Raw genomic sequence first — 25,649 nt, 5'->3', positions numbered from 1 at the left:
ATCCTCTTTTTTATTTGTCAAGAAAATGGAGGTATTGAGTCATGATATTATTAGACGGATATGCGTTAACCCTGACGGATGTTGTAAAGGTAGCCAGAGAATATGAGGAAGCAGGCTTAAGCGATCAGGGACGTAAACAGATTGTGGATAGCCGTGCCATTGTGGATAGAATCCTGGAAGATGAGAGTCCGGTATATGGTATTTCCACCGGTTTCGGCGATTTTAGCCAGATTTTTATTTCTAAAGAAAAAAGAGAAAAATTGCAAAAAAACCTAATTCTTAGCCATGCGACCGGCGTGGGCGAGCATCTGCCGGAAGATGTTGTTCGTACAGCGATGCTGTTGAGAGCCAATTCATTGGCCAAAGGCTATTCGGGCATTAAGCTCTCTACGGTGGAAATGCTGCTGACCCTGTTGAACCGGCGCATATGCCCTGCAATTCCGGCGAAAGGCTCGGTAGGAGCCAGCGGTGATTTGGCGCCTCTTTCCCATATGGTGTTAGTCATGCTGGGAGAAGGGCAGGCCTATGTTAACGGCAAACTAATGAGCGGGGCTGAAGCCCTGGCTGTGAGCGGGCTGGAACCGATAGCTTTGGGCGGTAAAGAAGGGCTGGCCTTGATCAATGGTACGCAAATAATGACTGCTGTTGGTTGTATGGTATGGCAGGATGCTGTGAACCTGATGAAGACCGCCGATGTTGCCGCTGCTTTGTGCACTGAAGCCCTGAAGGGAACCCGCACTGCTTTTGATCCGCGGATTAGTCAGGTTAGAGCTCATATCGGTCAGGTGGCTACCACGGACAATATGCTGCGGTTAACTGAAAGCAGTCCTATTATCGCATCGCATGTCAATTGTTCCAAAGTGCAGGACGCTTATTCTTTGCGCTGTGTTCCCCAAGTACATGGCGCTTCCAAAGATGCTTTACGGCGCGTGGAAGAAACCCTTACCATCGAAATTAACGCCGCCACAGATAATCCGTTAATCATGCCGGATACAGGCGAGGCCATTTCGGGCGGTAATTTTCACGGACAGCCGATAGCACTGGTGATGGACTACCTGAAACTGGCTTTAGCTGAACTTGGCAACATTTCCGAACGGCGCACCAACCGTTTGCTGGATGCACATTTAAGTGAACTGCCGCCGTTCCTGACTGCCTATCCGGGAGAAGATTCGGGGCTGATGATTACCCAGTATACAGCAGCATCTTTAGTATCTGAAAACAAAGTACTGGTACATCCGGCAAGCGCCGATTCGATTCCTACCTCGGCCAACCAGGAAGATCATGTCAGCATGGGTACGATTGCAGCCCGTCAGGCGCGAGAGATTCTGGAAAATGTCCGCTATATACTTGCGATTGAGTGTCTGGCGGCTGCCCAGGGCATCGACTTTTTAGCTCCACTGACGCCAGGAGCTGGCACCGGAGCAGCACATAAAACCATCCGCCAAGCTGTGCCGCACTTGGACGAGGACCGGATACCGGCGCCGGATATCCAAAATATTTATCGGTTAATAGCCGATGCCTCCCTGATTAAAGCAGTAGAGGCTGCTATTGGTCCGATGAAAATCTATTAAGCGGTTACACGTGCTACCATACTAGGAACAGGAGCCACTCCTGTTCCTAGTTTAGTTGATTTTAGCCATGATTAAAAGGAAATTGCAACTAAGTGTTTCTTACAGGTACTGTGGTGAGAGAAAGGTGGATGAGTTATGTTTACTATGGGGAAAAACGGCAGCTTAGGGAAATTGGCCATTCTAACCATCCTGTCTTCCGGTGAGGATGAAACGGACTTGAAAAGGCAGGGGGAGGAGTTTGGCTATCGGTTGTATAAAGGAAAAGTAGGGTCAATGGATTCTGCTAAAATTTTTGCGGCAATAGAGACGGCGGCCAAAAAAGAAAGTCTGATTGACCACCGATACCGGGAGGAGCATGCTCTCTATCATTCTGTATTTGAAGCCTATAACGGCATGTGCAGGGGACAGACCGGACTTGGTACCGTGTTGCGCAGCGCCGGCTTGTTATTTTGTATTGTGCGGGGCACTAATCTGCCGGGGAACAATTTGGATGGTGAATGGATTGCAGTGGCTTTATACGGTAACATGGGGGCGCCGATTAAAGGATACGAGCATGAAGTACTGGGACTGGGTATTAACCCAATTTAAGAAATGCGCTATATTCTGGTTACATCACTTCTGTTCTAGTCTCGCAAATAAAAGTAATGCGGTTTGTTCCGGCCTGTAAAATATGCTATACTATACGTAGCGCAGTTTGGCTGCGCAATGAATATAAAAAAAGCTTTCTAGGGTTCCGTGGCATCCTGTCAGTCTGGTCCGAGAGAAAGCGCACAGCAAGCTGTGTACACGGAAGGATAAAAGCCTGGGAGTACTTTTGGTGCTTCTCAAGGCTTTTTATTTTTTTGTTTGCTTATCAGGGGATTTTTATAACGCGAAAGCTTTGAAGCTGGATTGTAAGGGAGATGCTAAAATGTACAACTTTATAATGGCAAACAAATGGGCTATTTTACTCATTCTCGAAATTTTCGCGTGGTCTTTTACGGTGTTTATGTTCTATGCAAGATACAAAATGCAATCTTCATTTTGGTTTAAACTGGCTTCGGCTATGCTGGTACTTACGGGTGTTATTCCGCAAGTTCTTTTGGGTGTGCTCAATTTTGCCGCAACGAAAGAAATGGATTTGTTTTCGCTGGTTCTTGTTTTGCTAATTTTATATGGATGTACTATTGGCAGGAAGCATGTTCAGAAGCTGGATTCATGGGTACAAAAGAATTTTGTGAAATAACAGCTTCGGCGAAGCGTGCTCCGCTCGTCCGCAGGCTAAGAATCAGCCTTCCGGGCGCCGATATCCGCAAGGGAATTCCTCTGCGTATAGCCAGGCCTTAGGGAAGGTACATGACCTGGAAATGAAAGGAGACAGAGTTGATGGTGCAAAAGCCACCATCAACTCTGTCTCCTTTGCTGTTTATATCACTTTAATCTATAACAGATCACAAGCTGTCAATGAAGATTGTTCATACATGAGTTATCTTCAGAAGTCGATATTCTCTTTGCCCCAAACCCGGTAGTGCCTGTTGGCACATTGCCGTTAGTAACTACCTCGCTGGAAGTATTTAGTTTATCCGCAGGAGTGATGGACTGTTGCTTATGGTTTAGCTTGTTAGTATCCTGTGAGTCGTGTTTCATACGTCTCCTCCTTTATTTTGCTTTATTCGTATTTATTATCAACCGGTAAAAAGTATAAATACCTGTAAATTTGTGATAGGAAGATTGTCAGTGTAACTTTTTCATAATAGGTTAATACTAATGGCAAGATTGCCAAAAATGAGGGGAAATAAGTTAGTGAACACGTACGAAAAAATTTACCAGTTGCATCATCTTATTGAAACAAAATCGTTTATGGATTTAGCAGGTCCGTATAAGGTTGGCGTTGATCTGGGGACTGCGGATGTTGTCCTGGCGGTAACCGATAATCTTGGAAATCCGGTAGCGGGCAGTATGCGCTGGGCTTCGGTAGTTCGCGATGGTTTGGTTTATGATTTTAGGGGTGCAACCGAAATTGTGCATGAGCTAAAGTCTGAAGTGGAGCAGATCATGGGAGTAAAACTGGAAAGAGGGGCAACCGCCATTCCCCCGGGAACAGTTGGACGCAACGCCCTGGCGTGCAGCAATGTAATCGCCGGCGCAGGGCTGGAACCTATATGTCAGGTGGACGAACCTGTAGCGGCAGCCAGAGCCCTCAACCTCAGGCACGGCATTGTAGTAGATATTGGCGGGGGCACCACGGGGGTTGCCGTATTAAAGGATGGCAGCCTGGTGTTTACTGCGGACGAGCCGACAGGCGGTACTCATGTCTCGCTTGTGTTGGCGGGCGCCTATGGTATCACCTTTGAGGAAGCTGAGAAATTGAAAAAAGATAGCAGTAATCACAAGCGCATTATGCCGGTTATTGTGCCCGTAATTGAAAAAATGGCTACAATAGTCAAAGGTATACTCAATGATAAAGGCGATTTTTCTGACTATCCGGTATATGTTGTTGGCGGAACGGCTTATTTAGAAGGATTCGAGTATCAATTCAGCAAAGCTTTCGGCCGAGAGGTTCATGTTCCGCCGCATCCATTACTCGTTACGCCACTCGGAATTGCGCTGTACAGCTAAATATAAATTTAAAGACATAGCCGCAGGCTTATGCCGTGAGCTATGTCTTTTAAGCTGTAATTCCATATTCTTACCTTGGCTATATAAGAGATTTAAATATATCCTCAATCTCTTGCACTGACGCCTGACGGGGATTGGTCAGGCAGCAAATATCCTTAATGGCATGTTCCGCAAGCACGGGGATGTCTTGTGCCTCGAATCCTTTCACTGCCGTAAGTTTTGTAGGCAAGCCCATCGCCCTATTGAGTTCAATAATTTTGCTTATAACCAGCCTTGCATTCGCTTCCGCCGATAAATCACGCATAGCTATGCCGGTCACACGGGCAATATCCGCGTATTTATGAGCTGCAGCCGGCAGGTTAAACTCCATAACTGCCGGCAATAACAGTGCATTACATAAGCCATGCGGTAAATTATAAAACCCCCCGAGCTGGTGAGCCATGGCATGAACATAACCCAGTCCTGCATTGTTAAAGGAAATGCCGGCAAGGTATTCAGCGTAAACCATCATTTCTCTGGCCTCTAAATTGCACCCGTCTTTATAAACTGCCAATAGATGATTTAGTATTAATTCGACAGCTTTCAGGGCCTTACAATCCGTAACCGGGGTGGCGTTAGTGGAAACATAGGCCTCTATGCCATGCGTCAATGCATCCATCCCGGTTGCAGCAGTGAGGCCCGCCGGCAGACCGGTCATTAGTGCGGCGTCGTTGACGGCGATGATAGGAGTTACGTGCCAGTCATTAATGGTCATTTTCGTGCGCCGTTCTTCATCAGTAATAACACAGAACCGGGTTAACTCACTGCCGGTACCGGCTGTTGTGTTAATGGCAATTAATGGTGCGGACGGTTTTATGGATTTATTGTACCCTTCGTAATCATGAATTTTTCCTTTGTTGGTTGAAAGCAGCGCAATTGCTTTAGCGCAGTCATGGGGGGACCCGCCCCCAAAAGAAATCAAAAAATCACAACCATTGTCGCAGTATAATTTTAGCCCCAGTTCCACCTGCGCGACAGTGGGATTGGGGGCGACGTCCTTATAAATAATATAAAAAGTTCCCGAGTCATTTAAAAGCGAGAGCAGGCCTTCAATTAACCTGTTTTCGACCAGCATTTTATCAGTTACAATTAATGCCTTACGAAACTTCATTGGCTTAATATATCTTATCACTTGCTCCAGACAGTCGATGCCCAGGATGCTAATCGGCGTCATAAAGTACTCGACTATTTTACTCAACCTGTTAAGCCCCCTTCAATAACCTCTCGTTTCAAGTCGCTTACATATAATTTGCCAAAACAGTCAAGTTTAAACGGGTAACGCGAGAGATAACTATATGAGAACTATTGAATAAAAAATTTAATCCAACATATGATTAGCATCGGGACGATTATATTGAAGACCAAATAGGTGCATTGCCTCTATCCTTTTTGGTAAGGGGCTTTTTCCTGACAGGGAGGAGGTAAAACATGGAGTTTCAGGAGACAGTTGAAAACTTGATCAATGGGGCAGCTAAACCAGTAGACAGTCTGGGCCTATTGGAAAGGTACCTGAAAAAGCTCATGATTGCCTGGGAGGATATCGATTGCGAAATTAAGCCGTATCATCTTATATTTGCGGCGGATAATGGTATTGTCGAGGAAGGCGTCGCTGCTTATCCGCCGATAATAACCTATCTTCAGGCCCAGAACATGGTGGATGGTAAGGCGACAATCAGCTGTTTTTGTAACTATCACCAGGTTCCATACTCGGTTATTGATATCGGTATTAACAATGAAAACATAGCCGGCATTAACCGCAGAGTTGCTTTTGGCACAAAGAATTTTCTTAAAGAGGAGGCTATGACTTCCGCTCAGTTTTCCGAAGCATGGTCTGTTGGAAACGATATAGTCAAGAATACTATAACTTCGCTGGGGGCAAACTTAATATCCTTTGGTGAGATGGGGATCGGCAATACAACGACATCTTCGGCGGTTTTACATGCTATGACCGGTATACTGCCTGAGTTTGTGGTGGGTTATGGCGCATCAGCGAATAACGCTGAACTCATCAAAAGGAAATGTTCCGTAATTAGCCGGGGAGTCGAGCGACATAGAAACAGCTTCACGCGTATCGGAGATATCCTGAGATGTGTTGGCGGTTTCGATATTGTTGCCATGACCGCAGGCATGGTTGCCTGCACCGAGATGAAGACTCCTTTTGTCTTTGATGGATTTATTGGCGCAGTTGCCTTTGCTTGCGCTGCAAGAATAAATAAACAGGTTGAGCGGTATGCCATCCCGTCGCATCTTTCTAAAGAGCCTGGCATGAAGTACGCTTTGTTGCTCGGAAATATATTGGCAGACGATGTTCCGATTCAGGCGAAGATGGGATTAGGCGAGGGGACAGGGGCTATTCTGATGGTCGTATTGTTAAAGACAATGCTCTTTACCATTCAGCATATGGCCAGGCTGTCAGATTTTGCAATCGACACCATAATTGACAGTCCAGGCCGCGGTATTATCTAAGGGAGTTAATCCGACAACTGCCCTTCAGATGGGGCTAAAAACCCACCTGAAGGGCAGTCTGCTTTATAAGATCAAAAAGTTCGCATAAACAAGCGGCAATAGGAAAAGACTTATTACAGGTCTTTTTCTATTGCTTTTCATTTAAACAAAGTAAGCATGGCAACCAGTCATGATAAAAGGGAATTGGTAGGGAAAAACGTGGAAAAAACAAGAGTAGTACAAGAATATGTACCTGGCAAGCAGGTAACGCTGGCACACCTGATTGCAAATCCCAAACATGAGCTTTGCGATAAGCTTGGCATTGGCGATGACGGAGCAGTGGGGATATTGACCATCACTCCCAGTGAGGCCGCTATCATAGCCGCAGATACCGCCACAAAAACAGCCAATGTCCAAATTGGCTTTATAGACCGTTTTACAGGGTCAGTTGTTCTGACCGGGAATGTGTCTGCAGTCGAAGCTGCCTTAAGACAGGTGGTCCATCTCCTGGCTGAGGGATTAGGCTTTACGGCTGCTAAACTGACCAGGTCCTAGATCCATGATTATGATAATAGGTCCTGTGGGGGCTGGAAAAACTTCGTTAATGAATGCTATCAATCAAAACTGTCTTAAAACTGAAAAGACGCAGAGTATTTGTTTTGACGGTGGCATGATTGATACACCGGGTGAGTATGCACAAATTCCCCGTTTTTACGGCGCGCTTATGGTTACGGCAACCCAGGCTAAGCTGGTTATTATGGTTCAGGATTCAACAAACTTCAGGATTTCGTTGCCGCCCGGCTTTGCCGGCATGTTTCCCCGGCCGGTAATAGGCGTAATAACCAAGATTGATGTGGTTGGCTCAGATCATGTTAAGGCGCAAAATTACCTAAAACAGGCCGGTGTTAAAGAACCCTATTTTTTCGTCTCGGCCAAATCAGGGGCAGGCATCACACAGCTAACGAATTATCTCATGGAAAGGGGGTGTAAGTGATGGGGGAAGCTTTAGGAATGATTGAGTCCAAAGGTTTAGTCGGGGCTATTGAAGCTGCTGACGCTATGCTGAAAGCAGCTAATGTAGTGCTGGTAGGATATGAAAAAATCGGATCCGGTTTAGTTACCGTTATGGTCCGGGGTGATGTTGGCGCTGTTAAGGCAGCCGTAGATGCAGGTGCGGTTGCGGCCAAGAACGTGGGTGAAATTATGTCTGTCCACGTTATTCCGCGTCCACATACAGATGTTGAAAAAATTCTTCCGAAAATTAAGTAGGCTAGTTCAGGAGGTGTAATGGAATGCAGGAAAAGTTAATCGAACAGGTCATGGATGAGATAAAAAAACGAATGAATACTGAGCCGGTAACAACATGCACTACAGTTGATGCGCCTAAGGCATTTGGCAATCCCGGAATTACCGAATTTGTCGGTACTGCGATCGGTGATACTGTAGGTCTGGTTATAGCCAATGTCGATGCAAGTCTGCATGAAACGATGAAGCTCGATCCGAAATATCGCTCAATCGGAATTCTTGGGGCCCGAACCGGCGCCGGGCCGCATATTATGGCGGCCGATGAAGCTGTTAAAGCTACAAATACTGAAATTATCAGTATTGAACTGCCACGCGACACTAAAGGCGGCGCTGGCCATGGCTCCTTAATCTTGTTTGGCGCAGAGGAAGTTTCCGACGCCCGCCGGGCGATAGAAGTTGCCTTGACGGAATTAGAGCGTACTTTTGGCGATGTGTACGCCAACGACGCTGGTCATTTGGAACTGCAATACACAGCACGCGCCAGCTCGGCCCTCCATAAGGCATTCGGCGCTCCGCTCGGCAGGGCATTTGGCCTAATCGTCGGTGCGCCTGCCGCCATCGGTGTTCTTATGGCCGACGTGGCTGTCAAAACTGCCAGTGTCGAAGTCGTTGGCTTTTCCAGTCCGGGGTCGGGGACCAGTTTTTCCAATGAGGCTATTTTAATGGTTTCCGGGGATTCAGGCGCTGTAAGACAATCTGTCATTGCCGCTCGGGAAGTCGGCAAAAAAGTGCTGGAAGCGATGGCCGGGCCGGCTCCTTCGTCAACAATACCATATATCTAGACCAGGGGGAATACAAGTGAAGAGATCGAAACGTTTTGAGATGCTGGCTGATCGCCCGATAAACAAAGACGGATTCGTAGTTGAATGGCCGGAAGTGGGCCTGGTTGCTATGAGCGGCCCGAGCGACCCGAAGCCCAGTATAAAGATTGAGCAGGGCAGAATTGTTGAAATGGACGGGGTTCCCAGAGCGCGTTTTGACTTTATCGATCAGTTTATTGCCGATTACGCTATTGATACCACGATAGCCGAGCGGGCCATGGCCATGGAGGATTCGCAGCTTGCGAAGATGCTGGTTGATGTTAACGTATCGCGGGATGAAGTTGTAAAAATTACCCGGGGATTAACAGCCGCCAAAATTCTAGCAGTGCTAAATACCATGAACGTGGTAGAAATGATGATGGCTATGCAGAAAATGCGCGCCCGCAAAACTCCTTCCAACCAGTGTCATGTGACCAATACGCAGGATAATCCGGTGCTAATCGCCGCCGATGCGGCCGAGGCGGCTCTGCGTGGCTTTGATGAAATGGAGACAACGGTTGCGGTTGTTCGCTATGCGCCTTTTAACGCCTTGTCACTGCAAGTCGGCGCTCAGGTTGGCCGCGGCGGCGTTCTTATCCAGTGCGCGTTAGAGGAAGCCACCGAGCTATTGCTCGGCATGAGAGGGATTACCGCTTACGCTGAAACCATATCGGTTTACGGAACTGAAAACGTATTTGTGGACGGGGACGATACTCCCTGGTCGAAAGCGTTTTTAGCATCCGCGTATGCTTCGCGCGGCCTCAAGATGCGTTTCACCTCCGGGACAGGCTCGGAAGTACAAATGGGTTATGCAGAAGGCAAGTCGATGCTGTATTTGGAGATTCGCTGCATCATGCTTACCAGGGGCGCCGGCGTTCAGGGACTGCAGAACGGATCGGTAAGCTGCATTGGCGTACCGGCCGCAGTACCCTCGGGAATCCGGGCGGTGCTGGGGGAAAACCTGTGCGCTGCCATGCTCGATCTGGAAGTAGCCTCAAGCAATGACCAAACTTTCACCCATTCGGATATTCGCCGGACAGCCCGTACGCTAATGCAAATGCTGCCGGGTACGGATTTCATTTGCTCCGGTTACAGCGCTTCGCCGAACTATGACAACATGTTCGCCGGTTCCAACTGGGATGTCGACGACTATGACGACTGGAATATTATTCAGCGCGACTTAATGGTGGACGGCGGACTCAAACCAGTCTCAGAAGAACAAGTTATCGCAATCCGGAATAAAGCCGCAAAAGCTTTGCAAGCGGTGTTTAAAGAACTTGGATTCCCGATGATAACTGACGAGGAAGTAGAAGCCGTTACATATGCTCATGGTACTAAAGACATTATTCAGCGCAATGTTGTCGAGGACATAAAAGCTGCGGAAGAAATGATGAAACGCGGCGTTACCGGCCTGGATATTGTCAAAGCGTTAGCCAAAAACGGCTTTGCCGATGTTGCCGAAAGCGCCCTTGGAACACTCAAGCAAAGAGTGTCGGGCGACTACCTGCACACGGCGGCTATTCTCGATAAGCATATGAATGTTATTAGTGCGGTAAACAATAAAAATGATTATCGCGGACCTGGTACAGGTTATCGCCTCAGTAAGGAACGGTGGGATGAAATTAAAAACATACGTCAGGCCATCAAGCCATCTGACTTTGACGTGTGATTTTCGAAAATGAGGTGAAAAATAATGCAGATTAGTGAACAGATGATTCGTGAAGTAGTTGAACAGGTCTTAAGAGGTATGGAAAACCCGCCCGGTAATGTGCAAACGTCAGTGAAAGCGCCGATAGGCCGTACCATGACGCTTGTTGAAAAGGGCGAAGCCCGTTTAGGCAGTAAGCCCGACGAGGTACTTATCGCGTTGGCTCCTGCTTTTGGCAAATATCAGAATAAAACCATTGTGAATATTCCTCATTCTGATGTATTGCGTGAGATGATTGCCGGAATTGAGGAGGAAGGCGTAAAAGCCAGGGTAATAAGAGTGCTGCGGACATCTGACGTTGCTTTCGCCGCGCATGATGCAGCCAAGCTGAGCGGATCAGGTGTTGCCATTGGGATCCAATCAAGAGGCACCACTGTCATTCATCAAAAAGATCTTCCGCCGCTAAGCAACCTGGAACTGTTTCCCCAATCGCCTTTGCTCGATCTGGAAGCCTACAGGCAAATCGGGCGAAATGCGGCCAGATATGGTAAAGGCGAGTCGCCAACACCTGTACCGACAAGAAATGATCAAATGGCCAGACCTAAGTATCAGGCTAAAGCGGCTGTACTTCATATTAAGGAGACTGAGCATGTAGTACACGGCGCTAAGCCAGTAGAACTGGAAGTCCGGTTTTAACTAACGGAGGTGAGTGAAATGGCTGATAACAAAATGCTGGAAGAAGTAGTCCGTCAGGTTTTACAGTCTATGGTTCAGGGCTCTCAGACAAATTCATCTGCAAGCATGTACCAGGCCCCGCAGCAGGTAAAAACACAGACTGGCAATGCCGGCCTCAATCCGGAGCTGGATTATCCGTTGGTCAGCAAACGTCCTGAGCTGTTAAAAACGCCAACAGGCAAGAAAATATCGGAAATCACCCTGGAGAACGTTCTGAATGGCAGCATAAAAGCCGAGGATGTCCGGATTACTCCGGAAACACTGAGACTGCAGGCGGAAATTGCTGACGGTGTTGGCAGATATCAATTCGCCGCTAACTTAAGGCGGGCTGCTGAATTGGTAGCCATTCCCGATGCCCGTGTTCTGGAAATTTATAATGCGCTACGACCCTACCGGTCAACAAAATGCGAGTTGCTGGCAATAGCCGATGAGATGGAAGCAAAATATAACGCTAAAATTAATGCTGCCTTTGTCAGGGAGGCGGCCGATGTTTACGAGCGGCGCAACCGCCTGAGAGCAGAGTAAGGTGGACGATAATGCCAACTATCGCGGGAGTCGATATTGGAAATTCCACTACTGAAGTGTGTTTGGCCAGGATAGAAGCTGGCCAGGTAAAAGAATACTTCGCAAGTGGTATAACCAAAACAACCGGTATAAAAGGAACGCTGGCAAATATTCCGGGAATTATTGTCGCCTTGGAAGAAGCGGCGGCAAAGTCCAATTTGAGTCTAAAGAGTATTGATGAGATCCGGCTAAACGAGGCAACTCCTGTAATTGGCGATGTTGCAATGGAAACAATCACCGAAACTATTATTACGGAATCCACGATGATTGGCCATAATCCTTCAACTCCTGGCGGAATTGGCTTAGGTGTCGGTGTAACAGCACCGTTTCATGAGTTGGCAAACATCGGCCCCGGGGAAAAGATAATATGCGTAATACCACAGGGGATTGACTTTGAAGACGCAGCCCGGGGGATAAATGAAGCGGTGATGCGCGGCGTTAGCGTCCAGGGTGCTATCGTCAGGCAAGATGACGCGGTTTTGATTGTTAATCGGCTAAGCAAGAAGCTGCCTGTTGTTGATGAGGTTACTTTAATAGAAAAAGTTCCGGTGGGAATGTTAGCGGCTATAGAAGTTGCGGAGGCCGGGCAGACCATTCAAACGTTGTGCAATCCGTATGGTATTGCGACTGTGTTTGATTTGACGCCGGACGAAACCAAAATGGTTGTTCCCATTGCCCGGGCGCTTATTGGCAACCGTTCAGCCGTTGTTGTAAGAACTCCGGCAGGGGACGTCAAGGCCAGGGCCATACCGGCTGGTTTCATCACCTTGCTTGGTGAAAAAGGAAAAACGGATATCGATGTTGACATGGGGGCTGAAGCCATTATGGAAGCTCTCGAACGAGTTCAGCCCTTAACCAATGCCCAGGGGGAAGCCGGAACTAATGTGGGCGGCATGCTGGAAAGAGTCCGCAAGGTTATGGCCGAGCTAACCAATCAGCCTATAACTGATATGAGGATTCAGGATCTTTTAGCGGTGGACACCTTTGTCCCGCAAAAGGTGCAGGGAGGACTGGCCGGGGAATTTGCCCTGGAAAACGCAGTAGCTTTGGCTGCTATGGTAAAAACAAGCAGACTGCCTATGCAGCAGATTGCCGACAAACTGACACAGCAGCTTGGCATACGGGTGGTTATCGCCGGTGTCGAGGCTAACATGGCAATCCAGGGGGCATTAACCACGCCCGGTACAGACAAGCCGTTAGGAATACTGGATATGGGAGGCGGCTCAACTGATGCCGCCATCATTACCAGGGATGGCCAAATAACCTCCATTCATCTGGGCGGTGCCGGCGACATGGTTACCATGCTGATTAATTCGGAGTTAGGACTCAATGACTTTGATTTAGCCGAAGATATCAAGAAACATCCCCTGGCAAAAGTGGAAAGCTTATATCACATCAGAATGGAAGACGGTGCAGTGAGGTTTTACGACGCCCATCTGCCGCCGCACGTTTTTGCCAGAGTGGTTATTTTAAAGGAAGATGGTATGGTTCCTATCCCGGCGGAACACTCTCTGGATAAAATCCGGCATGTCCGGCGAGAGGCGAAAAAACGGGTTTTTGTTGCTAATGCTTTGCGTTCCTTGGCACGTATTGCGCCTACTGGTAATGTCAGACACATTGAGTTTGTAGTGCTGGTAGGAGGGTCTGCCATGGACTTTGAAGTTGGCGACATGGTAACAGACGCTTTAGCTCAATACGGCATTGTTTGCGGCCGCGGCAATATCAGAGGAACAGAAGGCCCACGAAATGCTGTAGCGACAGGTCTGGTGCTATCTTATCTTCAAGGTGGAACATAAATATGCAAGACACGAAACTCATAAAGCCAAGCATTGTGATTTGTACTTCTGAAAACAGTCAAGACGAATATAAAATCAGAGAGATTAAGGCGGGAATCGAGGAAGAAGGCGTACCCCATATACTGTTGCAGGCAAAAAGCTGTGATGTCACAGCGCTTGCGTGGCAGGCCGCCGCCGCCTCTCACCTGGGTGTAGGTGTTGGTATTAATTCCACAGGCGTTTGCATTCATTACCATAAACTGCCTGAAGATCAGCCGCTGTTTATTTCAGACACACGAAGCAATCCCGGGACCTGGCGGCAGTTTGGCTATAATGCGGCCCGGCTGGTAAAGGGACTTCCTTTTAAGACCGGCAATAACAGGGAGATTGTAATTGATATTGACGACGAGGCCCAGTTATATGAGCAGGTTTATCAAATTGTCCTGAAAGTACTTAGCGAGACTGCTCAAGGGGTGGGGAGGCCAACATATGTTTAAAAGCGCCTTAGGATTAATTGAAGTGGTAGGGCTGGCGGCCGGCATGGAGGCTGCGGATGCAGCCGTAAAAGCGGCGAATGTTGAGTTAATTGGCTACGAGCTGACTAAAGGCGGGGGCATGGTGGTAATCAAAATCAGTGGAGACGTAGGCGCCGTCCAGGCAGCCATTGCCGCCGGCACTGCTGCGGCTTCCAAGGTAAGCGCTGTCGTTGCTTCGCATGTAATACCCAGACCGGGCCGCGGGCTGGAAGGTATAATTGTCAGTAAAGAAACAGTCGGGGCCAAGTCCGCCCTTTTACAGGAACCTGCCAGGAAGCGAAAAGATAAAGAAGAATTAGTCGTCGAGGAAGCGGCGGAGCCTGCTGAGGATATGGAAAATATCTCCGAAAAGCAGCCGGCAGGGATTTGCAATATATGTGGCGATCCTGCCTGCCCGAGGCGAAAGGGTGATCCGAAAACAACTTGCATTCACTACAAGAAAGGCCATAAGGAGGAGTAATATATGCGCGGAGAGGCATTAGGAATGGTAGAAACCAAAGGATTAGTCGGTGCGATCGAAGCTGCAGATGCGATGGTAAAGGCCGCAAACGTAGTGCTGGTTGGGTATGAAAAAATTGGCTCGGGGTTAATATCGGTTTTTGTCCGCGGCGATGTTGGCGCTGTCAAAGCTGCTACTGACAGCGGGGCGGCAGCTGCGCAACGAGTGGGTGAACTTGTATCTGTCCATGTAATACCTCGTCCTCATACCGACGTAGAAAAGATTTTACCGGCAATCAGGCCATAATGCGCGAAATCTAGATGGAGTAAGGTGAGCTATGGAACAGGCAGTAGTTGAGCAGATAGTAAGGCAGGTATTGGCGAATTTGCCAAATCAGTCAATTATGGGGATTCCGGCAGGCGTTTCAAACCGGCATATCCATATATCATCTGAGCATATGGAAGCATTATTTGGCCGGGGATACTCCCTGACAAAAGATAAAGAATTAAAGCAAGTCGGTGAGTTTGCGGCCAAAGAAACAGTCACGTTAGTAGGACCAAAAGGCGTGCTAGCCAAAGTACGTATTCTTGGTCCGGTAAGAAAAATTACCCAAATAGAGATAGCAAGGACCGATGGTTTTATTCTAGGGGTTGTGCCGCCTGTCCGGGACTCAGGGCAACTTGAGGATTCACCCGGGATTGTGGTTGTCGGGCCCAAGGGGGCGGTTAATCTTCCGCAAGGCGTAATTTGCGCGGCCCGTCATATCCACATGCCTGAAGCGGATGCAGTAAGATTCAAAGTGGCCGATGGCGATCGCGTTACTGTGGCAGTACCTGGTATGCGGGGCGGTACTTTCGCCAACGTGCTGGTAAGAGTGCACCCCAATTTCCGGCTGGAATTTCACATTGATACCGATGAGGCCAACGCAGTCGAATTAAAGAACGGGGATCTCGTCACCTTAGCGTAACGGAGGTGAACCAGTGAATAATGAGCTCGTGGAGCACATCACCGCTGAAGTGGTAAGACAGCTTGCAAGGCTTAAGCTTATGAACCAGGCTCATTCTCACAGGCTTTACAAAGCCCTGATAATGTTTACCGGAGGCACGATTGGACTTGAGGCGAGTTTAGAACAATTAAAAAGCATCCAAGCATCCAATGTTAACTTTGCCGTTGTATTTTCCGAAGCTGCTGAACGAATAGTCGGGGTAACCAGAGTGGAAGAGATGCTCGGCGCTAAAGTTTTGACAAAGCCCGCTTGTTTTTCGTATCCAGGGCAAGAGCTGCAGGCAGCGGATATAGTGCTTATACCGGTATTGACGCAGAATACGGCAGCCAAGCTGGCCTATACATTGGCGGATTCACTGGTTCCCTCGCTGGTGCTGCAGGCTTTAATGCTGGGCAAACCGGTCGTCGCTGCCGTCAATGCAGCAGATCCAAATGATGATGAGCGCCGGCAGAAGGGTTTGTGTAAACAGTCGCCGGCACTTGAGGCTGCCTTGACGGAAAATCTAGAGAAACTTCAACTCTACGGTATTAAGCTTACCAGAGCGGAAAATTTGGCTCCAGTAGTTCAGGGAATTCTATTCAAAGAACCTACGCCCAATCTCTGGGACAAGTCCCAAAAGAAAAAGGTCCTGGATGCAGAGGCGGTGCGAAATGCCGTACTGGCCGGGGAGAAAGAAATAATTATTGGTGAAAGTGTGATTATAACTCCGTTAGCACTGGATGTCGCCCGGGAACTGAAGGCTGAAATTAAACGCGGTTAATGGACTGGATAGATCCGGAAGGAAGAGAAGTATGTGGGTAGGAAAGATAATTGGCACGCTTGTCGCCACGCCAAAAGATGAGAGTTTGACCGGGAGCAAGCTTCTGGTTGTGCAACCTCTCACCGGCGGCAATGGCGGTGGCAGGCATATAGTTGCAGTAGATACAATCGGTTCAGGAACGGGTGAAACCGTGCTTGTCGTAGAAGGCAGCTCTGCCCGTCATGCTCTGGGTAACCCCGAAGCTGCAGTGGATGCGGCCATAATTGGTATTGTTGATAATATGGAGATCAATAAAGACTTACTTGAGGAGTAGTATACCATGAAGGTGTATACAAAGACCGGTGATGCGGGACAAACAAGCCTGTTAAGCAAAGAAAGAGTTTATAAAGACAGTGCCAGAGTACAGGCCTATGGGACTGTGGACGAGGCCAATGCTGCCATGGGACTGGCCAAATCACTGACAGAGAAAGACTGGGCTAAAGAGATTATCCACAAAATTCAAGGGGAGTTAATCTTTTTAAATGCCGATCTGGCAACTGCTGAAGTTACGAATCATTCCAACTCCCGCATTTCCAATACTCATATTGAAAGCTTAGAAAAATTGATAGACTCTTTGGAAGAACGGCGAATTCCCCAGCCATATTTTGTTACTCCCGGAAGTACCGCTGCCGGCGCAGCTCTTGACTTGGCCAGAACGATTACCAGGCGGGCCGAACGGTGTGTTGTTGCACTGAAACGGGAGGAGCAGGTCTTTGCGCCTGTCCCGCTATACTTAAATCGCCTATCGGACTTATTATTTGTACTGGCAAGATGTGTCGAGCAGGAAGAATTGCTTGTTAATATTACCAAGAAGGTGCAGGGGATACTTGAACCTTCCGCCTTTAATAATAATGCAAAACTAAGCATACCCGTTCTGACCAAGTCCAGGCAGCTGCTTGACGCTGCCAGAAATAAAGCGCTGGAGATGGGTATAGCCATGGTTATTGCTATTGTTGACAATAACGGAACGCTTGTTGTGCAAGAACGAATGGACAATTCACTGCTTGCCAGCGTAGCGTTAGCGTTAGATAAGGCGTATACCGCCGTTGCCCTACGTATGCCGACAGCGCAAGCCGCTGCCTTGGCCGCCCCTGGTCAGGAACTTTACGGAATCAACACAACTAACAGCCGGTTAGTTGTGTTTGGCGGCGGGCTTCCTATCTATGACCAAGGAATTCTATTTGGCGGCATTGGGGTTAGCGGTGGTTCTGTCGCACAGGATATTTTAGTGGCCAACGCTGGTTTGGCTGCATTTTAGGAGGGTTTTCTATATGGACATTGATCAGAATCTTATTGCCCGTATTGCGTCTGAAGTTATGGCGAGAGTACAAAAAGAGGCTAGCACAGGTTCCGGTGGTATGGGGATTTTTGCGACAATCGATGAAGCTGTGGAAGCGGCGCGACTGGCGCAAAAACAACTGCGCAAGCTAACCATAGAAAAACGGGAAGTTCTGATTACTGCCATGCGGGATGCAGCCTATAAAGATGCTGCTATTCTGGCGGAAATGGCTGTAAATGAATCGGGAATGGGCCGTGTCGCTGATAAAATTCTTAAAAACCAGCTTGCAGCCCGCAAAACTCCGGGTACTGAGGATTTAGAGACCGAAGCCTGGAGCGGCGACAAAGGCTTGACTTTAATCGAAAGAGGTCCTTTCGGTGTAATAGGGGCTATCACGCCTACGACAAATCCGTCCGAAACGGTCATTAACAATGGTATCGGTATGATTGCGGCGGGAAATTCGGTGGTATTCAGCCCGCATCCGACAGCCAAGAACACGTCACTTAAGACAATTCGCATTTTAAATGAGGCGATTATTGGCGCCGGCGGCCCGGCTAACCTACTGACTGCGGTTGCTGAACCTTCTTTAGAAGCAACCAATGCTATGATGGCTCACCCGCATATCAACATGCTGGTTGCTACCGGCGGTCCTGCTGTTGTACGGGCGGTAATGTCGTCAGGTAAAAAGGCTATTGGCGCCGGAGCGGGAAATCCGCCGGCTATTGTTGACGAAACAGCCAATATTGAGAGGGCGGCCAGGGATATTATCGCCGGTTGTTCCTTTGACAATAATTTACCCTGTATTGCCGAGAAAGAAGTAATCACCGTTGGTTCAATCGCTGACCGATTGATTTCCTACATGCAAAAGTATGGCGGTTATCTGATTTCCGGGCAGGATATTGACCGGCTTGTAAAAGTTATCCTTACAGAGAATGTTGAAATGGCTGCTTCGGGTTGCACGGAAAAGCCCAAAAGAACATATGCGGTTAACAAAAAGTTTGTCGGAAAAGACGCAAAGTACATACTTAAGCAAATTGGCATTGATGTGCCTGATGACATCCGCGTCGTTATTTGTGAAACATCGGCCGATCATCCTTTTGTCCTGGAAGAGCTGATGATGCCGGTATTGCCGATAATTCAGGTAAATAACGTTGATGAAGCTATTGCGCTGGGAGTAAGTGTTGAACACGGCAACCGGCACACAGCCGTTATGCATTCGCAAAACGTCGATAACTTAACCCGGTTTGCCAAAGCTGTGGAAACTACTATCTTTGTAAAAAATGCGCCTTCTTTTGCCGGAATTGGTGTTGGCGGCGAAGGCTTCACAACGTTTACCATTGCGGGGCCAACCGGTGAGGGGCTTACTTCCCCCCGGAGCTTTACACGCCAGCGCCGATGTGTACTTGTTGATGCGCTGTCTGTAGTGTAAAAGCAATTAACTCCCGAAGGGGGAAGGTGAACTCGTGCGAGAGAAAATTGTTGCGGCAGTTAAAGAGGCTGGCATTGTCGGCGCCGGCGGAGCTGGCTTCCCAACCTATGTAAAGGTAAATGCCGATGCAGATATTATTATTGTCAACGGAGCCGAATGCGAACCGTTGCTTAGGGCGCATCAGAACATTATGGCCAGTGAAAGCGAACGGCTGGTTCTTGGCCTCCAGTCGGTCATGCTGGCCACCGGGGCTAAACGCGGGTATATTGGCCTGAAAAAAAAGTATGAAGAGGCAGTGTCAAAACTGCAAGTCGCTTTAGTGCAGCGAGATGCTAAAAATATTGAATTATTCTTCCTGCCGGATATGTACCCGGCGGGGGACGAGCAAGTTCTTGTCCATGAGGTTACCGGGAGAATTGTGCCCGAAGGCGGAATTCCTTTACATGTTGGTGTTGTTGTTGCCAATGTTGAGACTCTGGTCAACGTGGCAAATGCCTTAGAAGGACAGCCTGTTATTGATAAATATGTTACAGTGACAGGGGCAGTCAACCGTCCTGTAACAGTAAAAGCCCCGATTGGCATGCCTGTAGGCGAGCTATTGCAGTTGGCGGGAGGGGCGGCGATCAATGATTACGCCCTGATCGACGGTGGTCCCATGATGGGGAGGCTTGTTGCCGCCGACGCCGTGGTTACCAAGACGACAGGCGGCATTATTTTACTGCCGGCATCCCATACTTTAGTCGTTCAGAAAAGAACACCCTGGTCGACTATCGCTAACCGGGCAAAAGCTGTTTGCTGCAACTGCAGGGGTTGTACCGATGTTTGTCCGCGTTATTTACTCGGACACCGTTTGGAACCGCATCGCATTATGCAGGCTATCGGCAGTGGGCAAATGAACGAGACGGAAGTTCTTGCAAAAGCCTTTTTGTGTTCTGAATGTGGCGCTTGCGAAGCTTACGGGTGTACCATGGGTTTATCGCCGCGCCGGGTAAATGCCGAACTTAAGAAAAATTTTAGTAAAGCCGGGATTAAAAATCCTAATAATTTCAAACCCGAATTCGCTCACCTAGGACGCGAAAACCGCCGTATTCCCACCAAGCGCTTACTATACCGGCTGGGTTTGGAACAATATGATGTAAAGGCTCCGATACGTTGCGAGCCTATTGTTACGCAAGACGTAAGGCTCTTACTTTTGCAGCATATAGGGGCTCCCTCCCAGCCAATTGTTGCAATTGGAACAAGTGTAAACAAAGGGGATAAGGTAGCCGTTATTCCTGACGGAGCGGCTTTAGGCTCTGTGCTGCACGCCAGTATAACGGGACAAATTTATAATATTGACGGCTGGATTGGCATTCGATCAATCTAGATAAATGAAAGGAGCCAGCTATGAAACATGCTATTGGGTTAATGGAAATTAAAAATATCGCTAAAGGGCTATTAGTCGCTGATGCTATGCTTAAAGCGGCTAATGTTGAATTAATAATGGCAAATCCTTTATGCCCGGGGAAATACATAGTTATGGTCGCCGGCGATGTCGGCGCCGTACAAAGTGCTGTGCGCAGCGGACGCAGCGCGGGCGGGTCTGAGAACATTGTGGATGAAACAGTGCTCCCCAATATTCATAATGATATATTTAAAGCACTGTCAGGCAGTACGGAAATAAAGAACATTAGAGCATTAGGGGTTATTGAAACCTATTCAGTCGCAGCTGCCATCGTCGCCGCTGACACAGCGGCCAAGTCGGCAGCTATTGAACTCATGGAAGTACGGCTGGCGCGTGGTATGGGCGGAAAAGCCGTAGTCTCATTCACTGGCGAAATTGCGTCGGTAAACTCAGCTGTACGCGCCGGTTCAGCGGCAATACAGGATAAGGGATTTCTTGTTGATCAACTGGTTATTGCAGCACCGCACCGTGCTTTGCATAAAGCTCTGTTTTAGGTGTGTAACCGGAAAAGGGAGGAATAAAAATGTATTCTGCGGTTGAGTTAGCAGCTGCGTTTGGCGGCGGGGTTTTAGGGGCGGCCTTAGGAGCGCTGCCTGCCTTTATAATGACAGGTATTCTTGTATTGGTTAATATGACAGATCTGGCCTTCGGACCATATTTTGGACCGCATATAGCCTTTGCGGGCGGTGTAGCTGCCGCGGCCTTTGCGGCTACACGAGGTTTGGATGCCGGTAATAATATTTTGGCGCCCCTAGCAAAATTAAATGATGGCGCAACCTTGCTTGTTGGCGGGCTATTCGGGGCGGCAGGACTATTAGTCCAGAAGTGGCTTGCCAGCATGGCCACGCCGACAGATACTGTGGCTTTAACAGTTGCCTTGTCAGGTATCGTTGCCAGAATTGTATTTGGCAACAGGAAAATATTTGGCGGGTATTCCATGCCTGATGCTAAAACCGCTTTTTTCCTCATCATCTTAGGGTTGGGTATAGGTCTGATTTCCGGATATGCCGTGATTGTTACTAAAAATGTCGTACTGCCTTTCGGGGTAGCGGCTACCTCTTTGATAGTTCTTCAGTTTATGGGTGTCGGTCCTGTGACGCATCATCTGGCGATGCCGGCCGCCGTTGCCGCGTCTACAGCAGGAAATGTGTGGATCGGGGGACTGTTTGGGATTTTAGGAGCGCTCATTGGTGATTTCTTTGGTAAAACAATGAATAGTGGTGATACGCATGTAGATCCGCCGGCGCTAACGATTGCCTTACTTACGACCATTGTCCTTTTATTCTTTAAATAGGGTATTAACTAGGCAAGAACCAGCTTCGGGACGGGGTTTTGTCAAACAAAGGAGGGATTGTCCGGTATGAGCTTATATCATGTGAATAAATCGAAAAACTCTTCTGCGGGTTTTAAGTGTACTGCGTGCGGCTATGTCTGGACAGCTGCCGACACCAAGCATGAGAAATGCCCCAACTGCGGTTATAACTGCAATCCATATGCATGTCAGGTACTTCCTTCTGATCCCAAGGATTCTCACATACCAAACCATGAAAAGCCAAAAACGGAAGGTTATAAATGCACAGCCTGCGGCTATACATGGACAAGTGAGACTGCTGTCCAGGATAAATGTCCTTCTTGCGGCTATAAATGCAATCCATATTCTTGTCAGGTCATTACTCCTGAACCTACTAAAGATACCGGCAAGTAGAATATAGAGCGTTTTCTGCTCATCATTCGACGCAAAAATAATTCAGGAGGACTATATGACTAAAATATTGATTTCTCCAGGAAAGTATGTCCAGGGGGCTGGTGCAATCTGCGAAATAGGTCAGCATATAAAAGCTTTGGGCACCAAAGGACTGGTGCTGGGCGGGAAAACCGGACTGGGCAGTGTCCGTGAAGCTCTGGAAAAGAGCTTTGCAGAGAATAAGATCAGCTTTCTCACGGAAGTCTTCGGCGGCGAATGCTCTAAGCAGGAGATAGATCGCATCGTAGCCAGCGTGCGTGAGAATCAGGTAGATGTAATAGTGGGAGTAGGCGGCGGCAAGGCGCTTGATACGGCAAAAGCTGTTGCCTACTATGCCAAACTCCCTGTAGCAATTATACCTACTATTGCCGCGACCGACGCTCCCTGCAGCGCCTTGTCGGTTATTTATAACTGTGAAGGCGTTTTTGAATCCTACCTGTTGTTGCCGAGAAATCCTGACCTTGTCTTGGTAGATACCAGCGTTGTGGCAAAGTCGCCTGTTCGCTTACTGGTATCCGGTATGGGCGATGCTCTTGCCACCTGGTTTGAGGCAGATGCTTGCGCTAAAGCATTTGCAAGCAATCTTCCCGGTGGCCAGTCTACCGCGGCTGCGTTAAGTTTGGCCCGTCTTTGCTACGACATCCTTATTGAATATGGCTACCAGGCCAAGATAGCCGTAGAGCGGCAGGTGGCCACCGAAGCCGTTGAAAAGATTGTAGAGGCCAATACACTACTAAGCGGCATTGGCTTTGAAAGCTCGGGCTTGGCGGCAGCTCATGCCATTCACAACGGGTTCACTGTTTTGGCAGAAACCCATCAGGCATACCATGGAGAAAAAGTTGCTTTCGGCACGTTGGTGCAAATGATACTGGAAAATCGCTCACGGACTGAATTGGGAGAAGTATTGGGCTTTTGTATTGAAGTTGGGCTGCCGGTTACTTTGTCTGATTTTGGTGTAACCGAAGTAACGCAGGAAAAGATTATGAAAGTGGCGCAAGCAGCGTGCGCCCCGGAAGAAACAATCCATAACCAGCCCTTTAAAGTGACTCCGGAGATTGTCTATGCTGCCATTTTGGCAGCCGATAATCTTGGCAGGGATTATAAAAAGATCATTCCTGAATAAAGGGATCAAATAGAACCAATTACAATCAAGTAATGTGCTGACCCGCTTAGGGGGCGATTGCAGCAGACTTTTCCTCCATGTTCATCAATTACTGACATAAGGTCCGTCATATCCGTAAAAAAGCTCTGCGACAGCCAGCTTGTGGCTGCCGCAGAGCTTTTTTCAAATTGCCGGACTGTGACAAAAGAGTAGGAGCCATCATCTCGTCAATATTGTGCTATGTTATAACAACATTGTTCATGAATTGCAGGCAGTTGATAAGTACAATAGTATTAATACCTGATTTTGCCGCTAACTTCATGCTGGATGATCATCTACTCATTAAGAGGATGAAAGAGATAGATTAATTTGCAAAAATAATTTATGAAAGAATATAGTAGACTTAGCCAGGGGACTTAACCGCTCGCCTGTGCCCGTAGGGGTGATAATTCCCATTTGTAGAAGCGGGAGCCTTAGAGCGGGTCGGATAAAAAATATACTTGAAAAGAGGTAACCATGAGAAAACTTAAATTAGCGCTTATTGGCTGCGGCTATCTTAACGAAATCGTAGCAAAGGCATTAAAGGATGGCTATCTGCCGGAATATGAGCTTGTTGCCGTTTTGGGAAGAGACTATGCCCGCACCCGGGAATTCGCCGACCGTAACGGCTGTAAGGCCTGCGCCGATATTGCCGAACTTCTGGCAATGAAACCGGATTATACGGCAGAAGCCGCATCAGTAAAAGCCGTACAGGACTACGGTGAGGCAATATTGAATGGCGGCTCAAATTTCGTTGTCTTGTCAATTGGTGCTTTTGCCGAACGAGAATTTTATGAACGCATGAAAGATACCGCCGCTCAGAGCAAGCGCCGCGCATATATCGCCAGCGGTGCCGTAGGCGGCTTTGATGTCCTGCGTACCGCCGCGCTGATGAGTCCGGTTACAGCTTCCATCGGCGCACAGAAGGCGCCGGCTTCTCTTAAAAATACACCGCTTTTCACTCCTGAATTAATGGACATAACGGCACCGTGTGAGGTGTTCAGCGGCACTACCAAGGAAGCGATTGCCATACTGCCCACCAAAGTAAATGTAGCAATAGCGACGGCTCTTGCCAGTGTCGGTCCGGAAAATACAGCTATGAATATCAAAGCCGTGCCAGGTTTTAAAGGTGATGAGTACAAGATTGCAATACAAGGTGAAGAAGTACGCGCCGAACTCAACATCTATTCCCGCACCAGCGCAATTGCCGCCTGGAGCGTAATCGCCGTTTTGCAAAATGCTGTAGCGCCGATTGTTTTTTAAGGAGGGTATCAGACAATGTTTAAAAAATTAGTGGCTATCGAACCGGTAGGCCTTATTCCGTCAGCCCGGCAAAAACTTCACGATTATGCTAAAGAAGTAGTACTGTTTGATACTGTTCCGACGGATGATACAGAGATCATTCAGCGCATCGGCGACGCTGACGCCGTTCTGCTCAGTTATACCAGCCGGATAGAAAAGAACGTACTGGCTGCCTGCCCGAACATCCGTTACATCGGCATGTGTTGCAGCCTGTACTCCGAAGCAAGCGCCAATGTAGATATTCGCACCGCCCGTGAACGGAATATCACAGTATACGGTATCCGTGATTACGGCGACCAGGGCGTTGTCGAATATATAGCCAGCGAACTTATCCGCTATCTTCACGGTTTTGGCGGTAAGCAATGGCAAGAATTACCGGTAGAGCTTACCGGCCTAAGGGTTGGCATAGTCGGCCTTGGCACTTCCGGGCAGATGGTTGCTGCCGGTCTTCAGGCCTTTGGCGCAGAGTTATATTATTTCAGCCGCACCCGTAAGCCGGAAAAAGAAGCGAAAGGTATCAAGTACCTGCCGCTGAAAGAGCTGCTGAATGCGGTTGATGTTGTTTGCACCTGCCTGAATAAGAACGTTATCTTATTTTACGAGGAACAATTTCAATGGCTTGGGAATAACAAGATAATGTTCAATACCTCCATCGGTCCGTCACACGATATTCACGCCCTTGCCAGATGGCTTGGATATGGTGACAACGAGTTTTTCTGTGACACGGCTGCCGCTCTCGGAGACGATACCGGCAAGCTTCTGGACAGTTCCCATGTAAACTGTATGCAGGTATCATCCGGTCGCACTAAACAGGCTTTTGACCGCTTAAGTGAGAAAGTGCTGAAAAATATCGAAATTTTTCTGAATAACAAATAATCTTATTGTTTATTAAATGTTTAGTAAAATAATCAATAAATATCACCAAAAATTAAAAATTTTTGGTGATATTTATTCGCACGGGTATTGAAATTTTTTAGGATGAGCATTATACTAAAGTTAAATTCGGGAAATTTTTTTTAAAGATATATTTTGCATACAAAATAACCGTAA

The 25,649-nt window shown here is 48.0% G+C and carries 30 protein-coding genes and 1 riboswitch; of the genes, 28 read left to right on the top strand and 2 right to left on the bottom strand.

Annotation, left to right across the window (positions count from 1 at the left end; genetic code table 11):
- Nucleotides 1-41: 41 nt before the first annotated feature.
- The 3 genes from hutH (at nucleotide 42) to SATMO3_RS27190 (ending at nucleotide 2,796) form a co-directional block, all read left to right on the top strand.
- A complete protein-coding gene (gene hutH / locus SATMO3_RS27200; protein ID WP_371373714.1) occupies nucleotides 42-1,571 on the top strand; it encodes a histidine ammonia-lyase in 1,530 nt (509 codons plus the stop codon).
- A gap of 135 nt (nucleotides 1,572-1,706) precedes the next feature.
- On the top strand, nucleotides 1,707-2,159 hold the full coding sequence (locus SATMO3_RS27195; protein ID WP_371373711.1) for a HutP family protein: 453 nt from the start codon (nucleotides 1,707-1,709) through the stop codon (nucleotides 2,157-2,159).
- Between the two features lie 126 nt (nucleotides 2,160-2,285).
- A riboswitch (guanidine-I (ykkC/yxkD leader) is annotated at nucleotides 2,286-2,382 on the top strand.
- Between the two features lie 6 nt (nucleotides 2,383-2,388).
- Entirely contained in the window at nucleotides 2,389-2,796 is a 408-nt protein-coding gene (locus tag SATMO3_RS27190; protein ID WP_371373709.1) for a hypothetical protein, read from the top strand.
- A 215-nt stretch (nucleotides 2,797-3,011) separates the two neighbouring features.
- On the opposite strand, the gene SATMO3_RS27185 is transcribed toward SATMO3_RS27190, so the two are convergent.
- A complete protein-coding gene (locus tag SATMO3_RS27185; protein ID WP_371373706.1) occupies nucleotides 3,012-3,197 on the bottom strand; it encodes a hypothetical protein in 186 nt (61 codons plus the stop codon).
- 156 nt (nucleotides 3,198-3,353) lie between these two features.
- On the opposite strand from SATMO3_RS27185, the gene eutJ reads away from it, so the two are divergent.
- Nucleotides 3,354-4,169: an ethanolamine utilization protein EutJ gene (gene eutJ, locus SATMO3_RS27180; RefSeq protein WP_371373703.1), complete on the top strand. Its 816-nt coding sequence runs from the start codon at nucleotides 3,354-3,356 to the stop codon at nucleotides 4,167-4,169.
- 79 nt (nucleotides 4,170-4,248) lie between these two features.
- Here eutJ and SATMO3_RS27175 read toward each other — a convergent pair whose 3' ends face one another.
- Nucleotides 4,249-5,382, bottom strand: coding sequence for an iron-containing alcohol dehydrogenase (locus tag SATMO3_RS27175; RefSeq protein WP_371381809.1), 1,134 nt, complete (start codon nucleotides 5,380-5,382; stop codon nucleotides 4,249-4,251).
- A 254-nt stretch (nucleotides 5,383-5,636) separates the two neighbouring features.
- On the opposite strand from SATMO3_RS27175, the gene SATMO3_RS27170 reads away from it, so the two are divergent.
- From SATMO3_RS27170 to SATMO3_RS27055, 24 genes are all read left to right on the top strand, one after another.
- The gene (locus SATMO3_RS27170) at nucleotides 5,637-6,674 is read left to right on the top strand and encodes a nicotinate-nucleotide--dimethylbenzimidazole phosphoribosyltransferase (protein ID WP_371373699.1); all 1,038 of its coding nucleotides are present in this window, start codon (nucleotides 5,637-5,639) and stop codon (nucleotides 6,672-6,674) included.
- 156 nt (nucleotides 6,675-6,830) lie between these two features.
- Complete coding sequence (eutS, locus tag SATMO3_RS27165) at nucleotides 6,831-7,208, top strand: ethanolamine utilization microcompartment protein EutS (protein WP_371373696.1); 378 nt, start codon at nucleotides 6,831-6,833, stop codon at nucleotides 7,206-7,208.
- A 4-nt stretch (nucleotides 7,209-7,212) separates the two neighbouring features.
- Complete coding sequence (locus SATMO3_RS27160; RefSeq protein WP_371373693.1) at nucleotides 7,213-7,647, top strand: EutP/PduV family microcompartment system protein; 435 nt, start codon at nucleotides 7,213-7,215, stop codon at nucleotides 7,645-7,647.
- Entirely contained in the window at nucleotides 7,644-7,922 is a 279-nt protein-coding gene (pduA, locus tag SATMO3_RS27155) for a propanediol utilization microcompartment protein PduA (protein WP_371373690.1), read from the top strand. Before SATMO3_RS27160 ends, pduA (SATMO3_RS27155) begins: the two co-directional genes overlap by 4 nt.
- A gap of 23 nt (nucleotides 7,923-7,945) precedes the next feature.
- Nucleotides 7,946-8,740, top strand: a complete 795-nt coding sequence (gene pduB, locus SATMO3_RS27150) for a propanediol utilization microcompartment protein PduB (RefSeq protein ID WP_371373687.1) — start codon at nucleotides 7,946-7,948, stop codon at nucleotides 8,738-8,740.
- 16 nt (nucleotides 8,741-8,756) lie between these two features.
- Nucleotides 8,757-10,427 carry a propanediol/glycerol family dehydratase large subunit gene (locus SATMO3_RS27145; RefSeq protein ID WP_371373684.1) on the top strand — a complete coding sequence of 557 codons (1,671 nt, stop codon included), beginning with the start codon at nucleotides 8,757-8,759 and terminating at the stop codon, nucleotides 10,425-10,427.
- 24 nt (nucleotides 10,428-10,451) lie between these two features.
- On the top strand, nucleotides 10,452-11,102 hold the full coding sequence (locus tag SATMO3_RS27140) for a propanediol/glycerol family dehydratase medium subunit (RefSeq protein WP_371373681.1): 651 nt from the start codon (nucleotides 10,452-10,454) through the stop codon (nucleotides 11,100-11,102).
- A gap of 18 nt (nucleotides 11,103-11,120) precedes the next feature.
- Nucleotides 11,121-11,666 (top strand): diol dehydratase small subunit, encoded by a 546-nt coding sequence (locus tag SATMO3_RS27135; protein ID WP_371373679.1) that lies wholly within the window; start codon nucleotides 11,121-11,123, stop codon nucleotides 11,664-11,666.
- A gap of 11 nt (nucleotides 11,667-11,677) precedes the next feature.
- Nucleotides 11,678-13,501 (top strand): diol dehydratase reactivase subunit alpha, encoded by a 1,824-nt coding sequence (locus SATMO3_RS27130; protein ID WP_371373677.1) that lies wholly within the window; start codon nucleotides 11,678-11,680, stop codon nucleotides 13,499-13,501.
- A gap of 2 nt (nucleotides 13,502-13,503) precedes the next feature.
- Nucleotides 13,504-13,977, top strand: coding sequence for a glycerol dehydratase reactivase beta/small subunit family protein (locus tag SATMO3_RS27125; RefSeq protein ID WP_371373674.1), 474 nt, complete (start codon nucleotides 13,504-13,506; stop codon nucleotides 13,975-13,977).
- Nucleotides 13,970-14,476 carry a BMC domain-containing protein gene (locus SATMO3_RS27120; RefSeq protein WP_371373671.1) on the top strand — a complete coding sequence of 169 codons (507 nt, stop codon included), beginning with the start codon at nucleotides 13,970-13,972 and terminating at the stop codon, nucleotides 14,474-14,476. Before SATMO3_RS27125 ends, SATMO3_RS27120 begins: the two co-directional genes overlap by 8 nt.
- 3 nt (nucleotides 14,477-14,479) lie before the next feature.
- Entirely contained in the window at nucleotides 14,480-14,761 is a 282-nt protein-coding gene (gene pduA / locus SATMO3_RS27115) for a propanediol utilization microcompartment protein PduA (RefSeq protein ID WP_371373668.1), read from the top strand.
- A 31-nt stretch (nucleotides 14,762-14,792) separates the two neighbouring features.
- Nucleotides 14,793-15,422, top strand: a complete 630-nt coding sequence (locus SATMO3_RS27110; protein WP_371373665.1) for a phosphate propanoyltransferase — start codon at nucleotides 14,793-14,795, stop codon at nucleotides 15,420-15,422.
- A 13-nt stretch (nucleotides 15,423-15,435) separates the two neighbouring features.
- Nucleotides 15,436-16,221, top strand: coding sequence for a flavoprotein (locus tag SATMO3_RS27105; RefSeq protein WP_371373662.1), 786 nt, complete (start codon nucleotides 15,436-15,438; stop codon nucleotides 16,219-16,221).
- 31 nt (nucleotides 16,222-16,252) lie between these two features.
- Nucleotides 16,253-16,534: a EutN/CcmL family microcompartment protein gene (locus SATMO3_RS27100; protein WP_371373659.1), complete on the top strand. Its 282-nt coding sequence runs from the start codon at nucleotides 16,253-16,255 to the stop codon at nucleotides 16,532-16,534.
- Between the two features lie 6 nt (nucleotides 16,535-16,540).
- Nucleotides 16,541-17,518 (top strand): cob(I)yrinic acid a,c-diamide adenosyltransferase, encoded by a 978-nt coding sequence (locus tag SATMO3_RS27095; RefSeq protein ID WP_371373656.1) that lies wholly within the window; start codon nucleotides 16,541-16,543, stop codon nucleotides 17,516-17,518.
- Nucleotides 17,519-17,531: 13 nt separating this feature from the next.
- The gene (locus SATMO3_RS27090; RefSeq protein ID WP_371373653.1) at nucleotides 17,532-18,968 is read left to right on the top strand and encodes an aldehyde dehydrogenase family protein; all 1,437 of its coding nucleotides are present in this window, start codon (nucleotides 17,532-17,534) and stop codon (nucleotides 18,966-18,968) included.
- Between the two features lie 34 nt (nucleotides 18,969-19,002).
- Nucleotides 19,003-20,334, top strand: a complete 1,332-nt coding sequence (locus SATMO3_RS27085) for a 4Fe-4S dicluster domain-containing protein (protein WP_371373650.1) — start codon at nucleotides 19,003-19,005, stop codon at nucleotides 20,332-20,334.
- Nucleotides 20,335-20,354: 20 nt separating this feature from the next.
- Nucleotides 20,355-20,906: a BMC domain-containing protein gene (locus SATMO3_RS27080; RefSeq protein ID WP_371373647.1), complete on the top strand. Its 552-nt coding sequence runs from the start codon at nucleotides 20,355-20,357 to the stop codon at nucleotides 20,904-20,906.
- A gap of 29 nt (nucleotides 20,907-20,935) precedes the next feature.
- Nucleotides 20,936-21,706 carry a hypothetical protein gene (locus SATMO3_RS27075; RefSeq protein ID WP_371373644.1) on the top strand — a complete coding sequence of 257 codons (771 nt, stop codon included), beginning with the start codon at nucleotides 20,936-20,938 and terminating at the stop codon, nucleotides 21,704-21,706.
- A 66-nt stretch (nucleotides 21,707-21,772) separates the two neighbouring features.
- Complete coding sequence (locus SATMO3_RS27070) at nucleotides 21,773-22,117, top strand: hypothetical protein (RefSeq protein ID WP_371373642.1); 345 nt, start codon at nucleotides 21,773-21,775, stop codon at nucleotides 22,115-22,117.
- A 55-nt stretch (nucleotides 22,118-22,172) separates the two neighbouring features.
- Entirely contained in the window at nucleotides 22,173-23,279 is a 1,107-nt protein-coding gene (locus tag SATMO3_RS27065) for a glycerol dehydrogenase (RefSeq protein ID WP_371373640.1), read from the top strand.
- 495 nt (nucleotides 23,280-23,774) lie between these two features.
- On the top strand, nucleotides 23,775-24,560 hold the full coding sequence (locus SATMO3_RS27060; protein ID WP_371373637.1) for an aspartate dehydrogenase domain-containing protein: 786 nt from the start codon (nucleotides 23,775-23,777) through the stop codon (nucleotides 24,558-24,560).
- 15 nt (nucleotides 24,561-24,575) lie between these two features.
- On the top strand, nucleotides 24,576-25,475 hold the full coding sequence (locus tag SATMO3_RS27055; RefSeq protein WP_371373635.1) for a D-isomer specific 2-hydroxyacid dehydrogenase family protein: 900 nt from the start codon (nucleotides 24,576-24,578) through the stop codon (nucleotides 25,473-25,475).
- Nucleotides 25,476-25,649 lie beyond the last annotated feature (174 nt).

The organism is Sporomusa aerivorans, from assembly GCF_041428895.1.
GTDB lineage: Bacteria > Bacillota > Negativicutes > Sporomusales > Sporomusaceae > Sporomusa > Sporomusa aerivorans.
Note: the sequence above shows the minus strand (reverse complement) of the source record. Positions and strands in the feature narration are given on the sequence as shown.